This is a genomic window from Streptomyces liliiviolaceus, assembly GCF_018070025.1.
Lineage (GTDB): Bacteria > Actinomycetota > Actinomycetes > Streptomycetales > Streptomycetaceae > Streptomyces > Streptomyces liliiviolaceus.
In genome coordinates this window covers 5,998,556-6,011,178 of sequence record NZ_JAGPYQ010000001.1, presented here as the reverse complement: position 1 = coordinate 6,011,178, position 12,623 = coordinate 5,998,556, and the positions used below count along the sequence as shown (strand labels likewise).

The window sequence follows — 12,623 nt, the reverse complement described above, 5'->3', positions numbered from 1 at the left end:
CTCCATGTCCCGACTCATGCCCCGCGCACCGCGAGCAGTGCCGTCAGGTCGAGCCCGCGGGCCCGTTCCAGGTCCTCCCGGTACTTCAGCACCGACCCCAGCGTGGCCACCGCCAGCTCGGCGTCGGCCTCCGTGGCGCCCAGCGCGGCCATCGCCTCCGCCCAGTCGATGGTCTCCGCGACCCCCGGGGGTTTGACCAGCTCCTGCGCCCGCAGAGCCTGTACGAGGGCGGTCACCTGCTCGGCGAGCCGCGCCGACGCGCTCGGCACCCGCCGCCGCACGATGGCGAGTTCACGGGCGAAGCCGGGGTGGTCGAACCAGTGGTAGAGGCAGCGCCGCTTCAGCGCGTCGTGCACCTCGCGGGTCCGGTTGGAGGTGAGCACCACGACCGGCGGCGACTGCGCGCGCAGGGTGCCGAGTTCGGGGATCGTCACCGTGTACTCGGACAGCAGCTCCAGCAGGAAGGCCTCGAACTCGTCGTCGGCGCGGTCGATCTCGTCGACGAGCAGCACGCACGACCGGGTCTCCAGGGCCCGCAGCAGCGGCCGGGCGATCAGGAACCGCCGCCCGTACAGTTCGTCCTCCAGCCGGTCCGCGTCGGTGAGCCCGGCCGCCTCCGCCGCCCGCAGATGCAGCAGCTGGCGCGGGAAGTCCCAGTCGTACAGCGCCTGGGAGGCGTCGATGCCCTCGTGGCACTGGAGGCGGATCAGCGGGGCGTCCAGGGCGGTGGCGAGGGCCGACGCGAGCGCGGTCTTCCCCACGCCCGCGTCGCCCTCGCAGAAGATCGGCCGACGCAGTCTGAGCGCGAGGAAACAGGCGACCGCGAGCCCGTCGTCGGCGAGATACCCGCCCTGTTCGAGCCGCACCCGCACGTCGTCGGGCCCGGTCGGCCAGGCCGGTCCGGCGCCGCCCCGGCCTTCGACCCCGCCCCCGTCCTCCTGCTCCTCGCGTGCGATCGGCCTCACCCCATCCCTGCGGCGGCCAGCACCGAGCGCCGGGTGAGCACCCGTGCCAGCTGCGCCCGGTACTCGGCGGAGGCCCCTGGGTCGGAGGTCGGCCGGATCCCCTCGGCCGCGGACTGCGCGGCCCGTGCCACCCCGTCAGGACCCACACCCGCCAAGGCCTCCTCGGCGGCGGTGGCCCGCAGGGGAGTGGACCCCATGTTGGTGAGGCCGATCCGGGCCTCCGCGATGTGGCCGTCCTCGCGCCGTACGAGCGCCGCCACCCCGACCATGGCCCAGGCCTGCGCCACCCGGCTGAACTTCTCGTAGTGGAAGCCCCAGCCGTCGTACTCCCCGGTCTTGGGGACCCGTACCTCCACCAGCAACTCGTCCGGCCGCAGGGCGGTTTGCAGGAAGTCGACGAAGAACTCCCGGGCGGGGATGCTCCGTCGGCCGCCCGGCCCCGTCGCGACCAGTTCCGCGTCCAGGGCGAGTGCCACCGCGGGCAGGTCGCCGCCCGGATCGGCGTGGGCGAGCGAGCCGCCGAGGGTGCCCCGATGGCGTATGGCCGGGTCGGCGACCGTGGCCGCCGCCGCGGCCAGGAGGCCCGCGTGACGGCGTACCAGCGGGTCGGCGATGACGTCGTGGTGGGTGGTCAGCGCGCCGATGACCAGCGCGTCGCCCTCCTCGCGGACCCCGCGCAGCCCGGGGATCCGGCCCACGTCGACGAGCAGGTCGGGGAAGGCGAGCCGCATCCTCAGCAGCGGCAGCAGGCTCTGCCCGCCGGCCAGCACCTTCGCGTCCTCGCCCGTCCCGGCGAGCGTACGGACGGCGTCGTCGACGCTCGTGGGCCGTACGTACTCGAATGCCGGAGGAATCATGACCGCTCAGCCCCTTCCCACCCGGACCGGTCCGCCTGCGCGGACCGCAGGGCCTCCCACACGCGCCCCGGTGAGCAGGGCATCCGCACGTCGTGGACGCCCAGTGGCCGCAGCGCGTCGACGATCGCGTTGACGACGGCCGGGGTGGAGGCGATCGTCCCCGCTTCCCCGACTCCTTTGACCCCCAGGGGGTTCGAGGTGGCGGGTGTCTCCGTGCGGTCGGTAGTGAACTCCGGCAGGTCCGGTGCGGCGGGCACCAGGTAGTCGGCCATGGTGCCCGACACGAGGTTGCCCTCGTCGTCGTACACAGCCTCCTCGTAGAGCGCCTGCGCGATGCCCTGGGCGAGGCCGCCGTGCACCTGGCCCTCGACGATCACCGGGTTGACCACCTTGCCGACGTCGTCCACGCAGACGTACGAACGGATCGAGGTCCGGCCGGTCTCCGTGTCGACCTCGACCGCGCACAGGTGCGTGCCGTGCGGGTAGGAGAAGTTCTCCGGGTCGAGCAGATGCTCGGCGTTGATGGTCGGCTCCATGCCGTCGGGCAGGTCGTGCGAGGAGAACGTCTCGAAGGCGACCTCCTGGATCGTCCTGCGTTCCTCTGGCGACCCCTTCACGGAGAACACGCCGTCCGCGAAGTCCAGGTCGCGCTCGTCGGCCTCCAGCAGATGCGCGGCCACCTTCCGCGCCTTGTCGACCACTTTCTCCGCCGCGTGATGCACGGCGGCGCCTCCGACGACCAGCGACCGCGACCCGTACGTGTCCATGCCCTGCGGCGCCGACCTGGTGTCGCCGTGCACGACCTCCACGTCCTCGAAGGGCACCCCGAGCACGTCGGCGGCGATCTGGCTCCAGCAGGTCTCGTGCCCCTGCCCGTGCGGGCTGGTGCCGGTGACCACCTCGACCTTGCCGGTGGGCAGCATCCGGATGCTCGCCGCCTCCCAGCCACCGGCCCCGTACCGCAGATCCCGCAGCACCCGGCTCGGCGCGAGCCCGCACATCTCGGTGTACGTGGACACCCCGATGCCGAGCCGCACCGGGTCACCGCTCTCGTTGCGCTTGGCCTGCTCGGCCCGCAGCTCGTCGTACCCGAAGAGGGCGAGCGCCTTGTCGGTGGCGGCCTCGTAGTTGCCGCTGTCGTAGGTCAGCCCCGCGATCGACGTGTACGGGAACTCCTCGTGCCCGATCCAGTTCCGGCGCCGCAACTCCACCGGATCCAGGCCCACTTCGACGGCCAGCTCGTCCATGATCCGCTCGATGGCGTACGTGGCCTCCGGGCGCCCCGCACCCCGGTACGCGTCCGTGGGCGTCCGGGTCGTGAACACACCCGTGCACGTGAACGCGTACGCGTCCATCTTGTAGATCGCCGGGTACATGAAGGCGCCGAGGATCGGGATGCCCGGAGTGACGAGCATCAGATAGGCGCCCATGTCGGCGAGCAGGTCCACCTTCAGACCGAGCAGCCGGCCCTCGCCGGTCGCGGCGACCTCGATGTCCTGGATCTGGCCGCGCCCGTGATGGGTGGCGAGGAAGCCCTCGGAGCGGGACTCGGTCCACTTGACGGGCCGGCCGAGGCGCCGGGCGAGGTCGAGGGCGATGACCTCCTCCCCGTACACCTGCAGTTTCGAGCCGAAGCCGCCGCCGACATCGGGGGCGACCACGCGCAGCTTGTGCTCGGGGATGCCGGTGACCATGGCGAGCATCACGCGCAGGACGTGCGGGATCTGGGTGGCCGAGTGGACGGTGTACTCGCCGGACGCGGCGAGCGGGGTGACGACGACCGACCGCGGCTCCATGGCGTTGGGGATGAGGCGCTGCTGGTGGTAGCGGCGGTGCAGGACGACGTCGGCGCGCTCCCTGACCGTCTCGTAGCTCTCGCCCGTGGCCAGCGGCCAGACGTAGCAGCGGTTGGTCCCCTTGTCCGCGTGCACCAGCGAGGCGTCGTCCGCGAGCGCGGCCTCCAGGTCGAGCACCGGGGGCAGCGGTTCGTAGTCGACCTCGACCGCCTCCAGCGCGTCGGCGGCCGTGTACCGGTCGCGCGCCACGACGACCGCCACCGGGTCGCCCGCGTACCTGACCTCGTCCACCGCCACGGCCGGATGGTCGGGCAGCACGATGTCCTCGGTCACCGGCCACGCGCACGGCAGCGAGGCCAGGTCCCCGGCGAGGTCGCGGCCGGTGAACGCGGCGACGACACCGGGCCGTTCGCGGGCGGGAGCGACGTCGATCCGCTCGATGCGGGCGTGTGCCATCGGGCTGCGCAGGATCGCCAGGTGCAGCAGGCCGGTGACGCCGATGTTGTCGGTCCAGTTGGTCTGTCCGGTGACGAGCCGTGCGTCCTCCTTGCGGGGGCGGGACCGCCCGACCTCGCGCTCGCCGGTCAGCTCGCTCATGTGGCCACCTCCTGGGCGGAGGGCTCGGTGGCGCCGGCGGCGTCGAGGACCGCGCGCACGATGTTCTGGTAGCCGGTGCAGCGGCAGAGGTTGCCCTCCAGAGCGTGGCGTACGTCGTCGGCGCTCGGCGCAGGGTTCTCCTTGAGGAGGTCGCGGGCGGCCATGATCATGCCGGGGGTGCAGTAGCCGCACTGCAGGGCGTGCCGCTCGTGGAACGCCTTCTGGAGGGGATGCCACTCCCCGTTCACCGCCAGCCCCTGGACGGTGGTCACTTCGCTCCCGTCGGCCTGGACCGCGAGCACCGAGCAGCTCTTCGCGGTTACCCCGTCCAGGTCGACCGTGCAGGCCCCGCAGTTGGAGGTGTCGCAGCCGACGGGGGTGCCGGTCAGGCCCAGCCGGTCACGCAGGTAGTGGACCAGCAGAAGACGGGGTTCGACCTCGTCCTCGTACTTCGTGCCGTCCACCGTCACCGAGATTCGGGTCATGTGCCCTCCCAGGGAACCGTGCGAGGGTGCGTGGGAAATCAGCCACCGGACGTGATGGGCGTCACTCTAGAACCGCGCCCCGGGAGGGGCGAGTGCCTGGGCAGGCCTTTGTTGAGCGTTAATCCGTCCTGGGGCGGCTTCGGCGCTGAGACGGCTTCGGCGCGTCCGGCGTTCGAGGGCCGGGAAGCCCGGTCCGGCAGTGGCCGATTACCGCAACTACCTTTCGGAAAAGGTAACTTACTCACAGGTCAGGAGACTTGACGGGCTCAAGATGCGCACGGGACTGTTGTGTACATGTCGAAGTTGCGTGTGCATCTGCTCGGCGTCCTCGTCCTCCTGACCGGTCTCCTGTCGACCGCGGGAGCCCAGTCCGCCACCGCCCTCCCCGACGACCTGTGGTTCGACCCGGCCGCCGCCGCGACCCTCACGGTCCAGAGCGGCCGCTTCACCGATGGGCTCGGCCGCGAGGTCGTGCTGCGCGGCTACAACGTCTCGGGCGAGACGAAGCTGGCGGAGAACAACGGCCTGCCGTTCGCCTCGGTCGCCGACGCCAGGAAGTCCGCGACCGCGCTGCGCGCCCTCGGCGGCGGCAACTCGGTGCGCTTCCTGCTCTCCTGGGCGTACGCCGAACCGGTGCGCGGCCAGGTCGACACCGCCTACCTGGCCGCCGCCACGGACCAGATGCGTGCCTTCCTGGACGCCGGGATCCGGATCTACCCCGACTTCCACCAGGACCTCTACTCGCGCCACCTCTTCGACCCCGACAGCTGGTACACGGGTGACGGCGCCCCCAAGTGGGCCGTAGACGCCGGTGACTACCCGGACGAGTACTGCGGCATCTGCCCCTTCTGGGGCCAGAACATCACCTCGAACGCGGCCGTCACGGAAGCGTCGTACGACTTCTGGCACAACGCGTTCGGCCTCCAGGACGCCTTCCTCACCACCGCGCAGACCACCATGACGTACGTCCGACAGCACCTGACCGAGGCCCAGTTCGCGGGCGTCGTCGGCTTCGACCCGTACAACGAACCGCACGCGGGTGTCTACGACTCGGGCCAGACGAGCCGGGCGTGGGAGAAGGACGTGCTCTGGCCGTTCTACGTGAAGTTCCGGGCGCGGATGGATACGGCGGGCTGGCAGGACAAGCCCGCCTTCGTCGAGCCGAACCTCTTCTGGAACGCCAACATCGACTTCCAGAAGCAGGAGGGCGGCCTCCTCGACTCGGGCACGCTCGGCCCGCGGTATGTCTTCAACACCCACTTCTACGACCAGAAGGCGATCTCGGGCGTCTTCATGTGGGGCAAGGCGGAGAACGGGCAGTACGCGGGCGACTTCGGCACCGTGCGCGACCGGGCCACCGCGACCGGCACCGCAGCGGTCGTCAGCGAGTTCGGCCACCCCCTCTCCGGCACCGTCTCCGACAAGGCGCCGACCGTCCTCAAAGCCATGTACCAGGCCCTCGACTCCCGCGTGAAGGGCGGCAGTTGGTGGACCAGCCCGACCCAGTCGGGCCCCGTCCTGTCCGGCTCGCAGTGGCAGTGGGACATCTACAACGGCCGGCACCACGAGCTGATGAACGGCAACCCCGACAAGGTGCTCACTACCGGTGACGCCTGGAACGACGAGGACCTCTCCGCCGTACGCCTCGACGACTCCGGGACGGCCGTGCTGCGCCAGGACGCCCGGCTCCTCGACCGGATCTACCCGAGCGCGACGGCGGGGAAGACGGTCGCCTTCACCTACGAGGACCGCTCGCGGGACGGCTCCACCACGCTGACCTGGAACCCGGTCCCCAGCTCCCTGCCGCGCGTTGCCGAGCTGGTCGGCTCCGGCCAGTACGCCCTCCAGGTGTGGCGTTCGGACGGCAGCGCGGAGCCCACCGAACTGCACCTGCCCGCGTCCTTCCCGACCGCCTCCACGACGGTCGTCTCGGACCTCGGAACGACCGCCTCGCCGCCCGCCTACACCAGGACCACACCGATCGCGGCCGCGCGCGAACCGGGTGGCACGGGCAGCCGCCGTCTCCTGCTGACCGCCGCGGACTCGGGCGTCCTGCACTACGCCCTGGTCACCAACGGCGCGACGGCCCCGTCCACGACACTGCTGAACGCCGCGCGGACCGAACTGGCGAACTGGGCGGTGACCACGGTGGGCTGACGGCCGGCCGGGGAGCGGCGTTCCTCCCCGGGGGCCAGGACGGCGGAGTTCCGCTTCACGGGACCCAACGGCCCTGCGGCGGGGCGACGTTGACAGCTGGGGCACCCCCGGATAAGAGAGGGCTTAAGGCCTCATCAGGGCCGGTTTTCTCTGGATCCTCCGTATCCGGCAAAGAGGGGTTCGTCCCCTGAAGGGGGTGCCTGATGCGTCATACGCTCAGCCCTGTACGGCCAGTTCACGACTGCGCCGCCGCCTGCCCCGTACCGCTGTCGCCGCAGGCCCTGGCCCAGTTGTACGCCCGCTATCTCGAACTGACCAAAGAACGCCGCCTGCCCAGGAACACGACCTTCGAGGAGTACTACGCCATATGGCGCGCGGGCCGACGGGGCGAGAACCTCGTCGGTCTCGACGACGGGTCGATCGAACCGGGCCCCAGCACCGACAAGCAGCTGATCACCCGCCCGACGGCCCAACTCCGCGGCACGGTGAAGACGCTGGTGCTGCTCGTCGACTTCCCCGACCAGCCGCACGAGGTCGACCACGGCCCCGGCCACTACGACAGCATGCTGTTCGGCCTGGAGGAGTTCCCGACCGGCAGCATGCGCTCCTTCTACCGGCAGGTCAGCGGCTTCGACACCTCGCCCAGTACCGGCATCGACATCCAGGGCGCGGTGCACGGCTGGTTCCGGATGCCGCAGCCGCTGTCGTTCTACGCCGACGGCAACTCGGGCATGAACGCCAACTTCCCCCGCAACACCCAGGGGTTGGCGCGTGACGCCGTACTGGCGGCCCGTGACGCCGGGGTCGACTTCAGCTCCTTCGACGCGCTCGACGAAGGTGCCGTCACCGCCCTGTTCATCATCCACGCCGGACGCGGCGCCGAGCAGACGACCCAGCGCGGCGACCTGTGGAGCCTCAAGTGGACGATCCCCGACGGGATCGAGGTCGCGCCCGGCCTGTCGGTCCGTACGTTCCTGACCGTGCCCGAGGACTGCGCCGTCGGAGTCTGCGCCCACGAGTGGGGGCACCTCGCGGCGCGCTGGGCCGACTACTACGACACCGGACAGCAGCAGCTGACCCGGTCCGCCGGCCTCGGCAACTACTGCCTCATGGCGGGCGGTTCCTGGGGCAACGGGGGACTGACCCCGGTGTTCCCGACGGCCATGCTGCGGATGTTCCACGGCTGGGTCGAGCCCCAGGTGGTGAACAAGACCACCCGCGACATCAGGCTGCGGCCCGCGGCGGAGGACGGCGGCGCGGTGTTCGTCCAGAACCCCGAGACGATGTCCGACAGCCAGTACATCCTCGTCGAGTACCGGCGTCGGCGGGGGCAGGACGCGTTCCTGCCCGACGAGGGGATCGCCGTGTACGTCGTCGACGAGGCGATCGACAACGTCAACGACGAGCAGAACCTCGCCATCGAACTCCTCCAGGCGGACGGCCGCGGCGACCTTTCCCGGATGTTCGGCCGGGGCAACCGGGGGGACAGCGACGACCTGTACCCGTTCGGGGACCGGAACGCGGTCGGAGAGAAGACGGAGCCCCCGCTCAATCTGCCTGACGGCAAGTGGACGGGGGTCACGGTCGAGACGGTGGGCACGCCCGGAGCCGACGAGATGACGATCCACATCACGGTGGCCTCGGCCTGAGCGGCGGGGACCGCCCGGGCGCGTCTTCGGGTGCGGCTCCGGTGGGGGCCGTTCGCGCAGTTCCTCGCGCCCCTGAGGGGGTTGGGGGCTCCCGGGTGCGTTTCGGGTGCGGCCCCGGTGAGGGCTGGTCGCGCAGTTCCTCGCGCCCCTGAGGTGGCGGGGGCTCTCGGGTGCGTTTTCGGGTGCGGCCTCGGTGGGGGCTGGTCGCGCAGTTCCTCGCGCCCCTGAGGGGCGCCTGGGTGGGGGCTGGTCGCGCGGTTTCTCTCGCTCCTGGAGGGGCGCCCTGTTGGCGGTGGTTCCGTGTTCAGGGGCGCGGGGAACTGCGCAGTCTTTTGGCTTTTGAGGGGCGCGGGGAACTGCGCGGCCAGCCACGACGTGCCCGCAGGCGACGATCTACACGGGCGATCCCTCCGTCACCGGGCAAGTGACAGGACGAGCAGGCCGGCAGCGGAGACGAGGGCTGCCATCCCGAGCGCGACCGCCAGGACCAACCGCCGCCGCAACCCGCGGTACACCCCTTCGTACTCACCCCGCAATTCCGCCCCACGCAAAGCCGTACGCCGCCAGGAATCCCGCGCGAGCGCCACGTACTCCTCCACGAACCGCTCTTCCAGCGCCGCCCGTTGCCCATCCGTCAGCCACCCGAACTGCCGGGCGAAACGCGTAGCGGCCAGACGCCCGTCACCCAAGGTGGCCTCGATCAGGAGATGCCCCTCCACCTCGGCGACCAGCGCCCCCGCATCGACCGCCCGGTCATCCATCGCCGTCACCGAAGCGCCCCTCCGATCTCGGGGTGGTGGAGATCGAAGGCCGGCGACTCGGAACGGATCCGCGGCAGCACGACGAAGTTGTGCCGCGGCGGCGGGCAGGACGTCGCCCACTCCAGCGAGCGGCCGTAACCCCACGGGTCGTCGACCTCGATCTTCTCGCCGTACTTCGCCGTCTTCCAGACGTTGTAGAAGAACGGCAGCAGGGACAGCCCGAGCACGAAGGAGAAAATGCTGGAGACCGTGTTGAGGAACGTGAGTCCCTCCACGGCCAGATAGTCGGGAATCCGGCGCTGCATTCCGTTCGTGCCCAGCCAGTGCTGGACGAGGAACGTCCCGTGGAAGCCGATGAACAGCGTCCAGAAGGTGATTTTGCCGAGGCGTTCGTCGAGCATCTTGCCGGTGAACTTCGGCCACCAGAAGTGGAAGCCGGAGAACATCGCGAACACGACCGTGCCGAACACCACGTAGTGGAAGTGCGCCACCACGAAGTACGAGTCCGAGACGTGGAAGTCCATCGGCGGCGAGGCCAGGATGACACCGGTCAGACCACCGAAGGTGAAGGTGATCAGGAAGCCGGTAGCCCACAGCATCGGCGTCTCGAAGGACAAAGAGCCCTTCCACATCGTGCCGATCCAGTTGAAGAACTTCACACCGGTCGGCACCGCGATGAGGAACGTCATGAACGAGAAGAACGGCAGCAGCACACCGCCGGTGACGTACATGTGGTGCGCCCACACCGTCACGGACAGACCCGCGATGGCGATGGTCGCGCCGATCAGGCCCATGTAGCCGAACATCGGCTTGCGGGAGAAGACCGGGATGACCTCACTGATGATGCCGAAGAACGGCAGCGCGATGATGTACACCTCCGGATGGCCGAAGAACCAGAAGAGGTGTTGCCACAGCAGCGCCCCGCCGTTGGCCGAGTCGAAGATGTGTGCGCCGAATTTCCGATCCGCCTCCAGCGCGAACAGCGCGGCGGCGAGCACGGGGAAGGCGAGCAGCACCAGGACCGCGGTGAGCAGCACGTTCCACACGAAGATCGGCATACGGAACATCGTCATGCCGGGGGCGCGCATGCAGATGATGGTGGTGATGAAGTTGACCGCGCCGAGGATGGTGCCGAAGCCGGAGAAGGCCAGACCCATGATCCACATGTCGGCGCCGATGCCCGGCGAGCGGACCGCGTCGGAGAGCGGGCTGTAGGCGAACCAGCCGAAGTCGGCCGCGCCCTGCGGGGTGAGGAAGCCACCGACCGCGATGAGCGAGCCGAACAGGTACAGCCAGTAGGCGAACATGTTCAGCCGCGGGAACGCCACGTCGGGCGCACCGATCTGCAGCGGCATGATCCAGTTCGTGAAGCCGGCGAACAGCGGCGTCGCGAACATCAGCAGCATGATCGTGCCGTGCATCGTGAACGCCTGGTTGAACTGCTCGTTCGACATGATCTGCGTGCCGGGACGGGCCAGCTCGGCGCGCATCAGCAGCGCCATGACGCCACCGATGCAGAAGAACGCGAACGACGTGACCAGGTACATCGTGCCGATCGTCTTGTGGTCAGTGGTGGTCAGCCGACGGACGGCGGCGAGGCCGGGACGGCGGCCCGGGCGTGGGGGCGCGAGCGCCGGGATGACAGTGTTGCTCTCCATGCCCCGCCTGTGTCCGCCGGCCCCTCCGACGTCACACCCGGACGGAGCGACAAGGATCACCGAAACAGGTGTGACGATCGAGGACCTGCCGGACACGTACGGAACATGAGCAACGACGAGATCTTCGCCGCTGCCTATCGCGAGCACTACTGGGCGGTCAGCCGCTATGTTGCGCGGCGACTGGACGGCCGGACGAGCGAAGTCGAGGAAGTGGTGGCGGAGGTGTTCACCGTCGCCTGGCGGCGCCGGTCCGACCTGCCGGCGTCCCCTCTTCCCTGGCTGTACGGCGTGGCACGCAACTGCCTCTCGAACGCGGTACGCGGCTACGGGCGCCGGCGGCGGCTGATGGACAGGCTCGGGAACGACGAGACCGCGCACGGCAGACAGATCGTGGACAGCCCCGACTCCGAGCGGCCCGCCGAGTGGGTGCACGACGCGCTGGCCCGCCTCTCCCCGGCCGACCAGGAGGTGCTGCGGCTCACGGCCTGGGAGGAGCTGGGGGTCGACGAGATGGCCGTGGCCCTCGGCTGCGGCAGCCGGGCGGCGGCGATGCGGCTGCACCGGGCCCGCCGCCGCCTCAGAACGGAGATCGACCGCCTGCGCGTCGTGATGGCCCCGGACGCCGGGACCGCCCGCGCCGACTCCGCCGCCGACCCTTCGAAGGAGCAGTTCCATGACCGATGAACTCGAACTGCTGCGCCGGGCCAACCCTGTGCGCGACGACGACCCCCGCTTCGCCGAAGGCCCGCTCAGCCACGAGAGCGAGAGCCGGCTCAACCACCTCATGGCGAGCGCGAGCGCGGGCACAGGCGTGGGCACGGGCGCAGGAAGGGTTGGCGAGCGCCGGCCCAGGCGGAGCCGCACCCGCCTCGTCTGGGCGCTCGCGGCGACCGTCGTGGTCGCCGTGACCGCCACCGCGCTCCTCCTCGCGGGCCCGAACACCACCCCGGCCGTCGCCGCGCCCCGCCCGCTGGTGGTCCGGGCCGACTCCACCCTCGTACCCCTCGACACGCTGGTCGGACGGGCCGAGCGGGACGCGGCGGACGGTTCCGCCGGGCTGCGCAAGGGCACGCATGCGCAGTCGTGGAGCGTGGGCATGTCGGAGGACGAGCCGCCCATCACCCTGCCCGTGGAACGCGTCGTGCGCTGGAACGCCGACGACAGCCACACGGAGCTGGTCGTCGCGACCGACCCGCGCCACCCCGGCAGGCGCGTCCTCACCGACGCGGACGACGGCCCGCGCCTCGTCGACGACGGGCACGTCATCAGCGAGCAGACCTTCCCGCCGAGCTGGAGCGACGCCCCGCCCCAGTCACCGCCCCCGCACGACGTCACGCGGCTGCGCGCCTACCTGCGGGAGGCACAGCACGTCGACACCCCGCTGACCACGGGCGAACTGCTGGACGCGACCTCGCTGCTGCTCGACACCTGGACCCTCGGCGCCCGCGAGAACGCCGCGCTCGCGCGACTCCTCGCGGACGCGAAGGGGCTGAGGCCGGTCGGCCAGGTGACCGACCGCCTCGGCCGGCTCGGCCAGGCGTACGTGTACGACGGCGCCGGTTACCGCCGGATGCTGATCATGGACCCGGCCGACGGCGCGGTCCTGGGCCTGGAGGCCACCGCGGCCGTCGACGAGCCCGAGTACGGCGTCGAGGCGGGCGACGTCATGGACTACAGCGCGTGGATCCGCTGATGCCC

At 70.6% G+C, this 12,623-nt stretch carries 10 protein-coding genes; 4 read left to right on the top strand and 6 right to left on the bottom strand.

What is annotated here, in order from left to right:
* Positions 1-14 precede the first annotated feature (14 nt).
* From J8N05_RS26215 to J8N05_RS26200, 4 genes are read right to left on the bottom strand one after another with little or no spacing between them, the layout of a single operon-like run.
* The gene (locus J8N05_RS26215; RefSeq protein ID WP_407699931.1) at positions 15-965 is read right to left on the bottom strand and encodes an AAA family ATPase; all 951 of its coding nucleotides are present in this window, start codon (positions 963-965) and stop codon (positions 15-17) included.
* A complete protein-coding gene (locus J8N05_RS26210; RefSeq protein WP_210886646.1) occupies positions 962-1,822 on the bottom strand; it encodes an FAD binding domain-containing protein in 861 nt (286 codons plus the stop codon). Before J8N05_RS26210 ends, J8N05_RS26215 begins: the two co-directional genes overlap by 4 nt.
* Positions 1,819-4,215, bottom strand: a complete 2,397-nt coding sequence (locus tag J8N05_RS26205; protein ID WP_210886644.1) for a xanthine dehydrogenase family protein molybdopterin-binding subunit — start codon at positions 4,213-4,215, stop codon at positions 1,819-1,821. The genes J8N05_RS26210 and J8N05_RS26205 overlap by 4 nt, the downstream gene beginning before the upstream one ends.
* A complete protein-coding gene (locus J8N05_RS26200) occupies positions 4,212-4,700 on the bottom strand; it encodes a (2Fe-2S)-binding protein (protein WP_210886642.1) in 489 nt (162 codons plus the stop codon). The genes J8N05_RS26205 and J8N05_RS26200 overlap by 4 nt, the downstream gene beginning before the upstream one ends.
* 294 nt (positions 4,701-4,994) lie before the next feature.
* Here J8N05_RS26200 and J8N05_RS26195 point away from each other — a divergent pair, with 294 nt between their 5' ends.
* A complete protein-coding gene (locus J8N05_RS26195; protein ID WP_210886639.1) occupies positions 4,995-6,857 on the top strand; it encodes a glycoside hydrolase family 5 protein in 1,863 nt (620 codons plus the stop codon).
* 203 nt (positions 6,858-7,060) lie between these two features.
* Positions 7,061-8,506 (top strand): M6 family metalloprotease domain-containing protein, encoded by a 1,446-nt coding sequence (locus tag J8N05_RS26190; RefSeq protein WP_210886636.1) that lies wholly within the window; start codon positions 7,061-7,063, stop codon positions 8,504-8,506.
* A 413-nt stretch (positions 8,507-8,919) separates the two neighbouring features.
* Here the strand turns inward: J8N05_RS26190 and J8N05_RS26185 are convergent, their stop codons facing one another.
* Both J8N05_RS26185 and ctaD read right to left on the bottom strand, forming a co-directional pair.
* Entirely contained in the window at positions 8,920-9,276 is a 357-nt protein-coding gene (locus J8N05_RS26185; RefSeq protein ID WP_407699930.1) for a hypothetical protein, read from the bottom strand.
* Positions 9,273-10,925: an aa3-type cytochrome oxidase subunit I gene (gene ctaD / locus J8N05_RS26180; protein ID WP_210886633.1), complete on the bottom strand. Its 1,653-nt coding sequence runs from the start codon at positions 10,923-10,925 to the stop codon at positions 9,273-9,275. The genes J8N05_RS26185 and ctaD overlap by 4 nt, the downstream gene beginning before the upstream one ends.
* A gap of 105 nt (positions 10,926-11,030) precedes the next feature.
* On the opposite strand from ctaD, the gene J8N05_RS26175 reads away from it, so the two are divergent.
* Together J8N05_RS26175 and J8N05_RS26170 are read left to right on the top strand one after the other, a co-directional pair.
* A complete protein-coding gene (locus J8N05_RS26175; protein ID WP_210886630.1) occupies positions 11,031-11,609 on the top strand; it encodes an RNA polymerase sigma factor in 579 nt (192 codons plus the stop codon).
* Positions 11,599-12,618 carry a CU044_5270 family protein gene (locus tag J8N05_RS26170; RefSeq protein WP_210886627.1) on the top strand — a complete coding sequence of 340 codons (1,020 nt, stop codon included), beginning with the start codon at positions 11,599-11,601 and terminating at the stop codon, positions 12,616-12,618. The genes J8N05_RS26175 and J8N05_RS26170 overlap by 11 nt, the downstream gene beginning before the upstream one ends.
* Positions 12,619-12,623 lie beyond the last annotated feature (5 nt).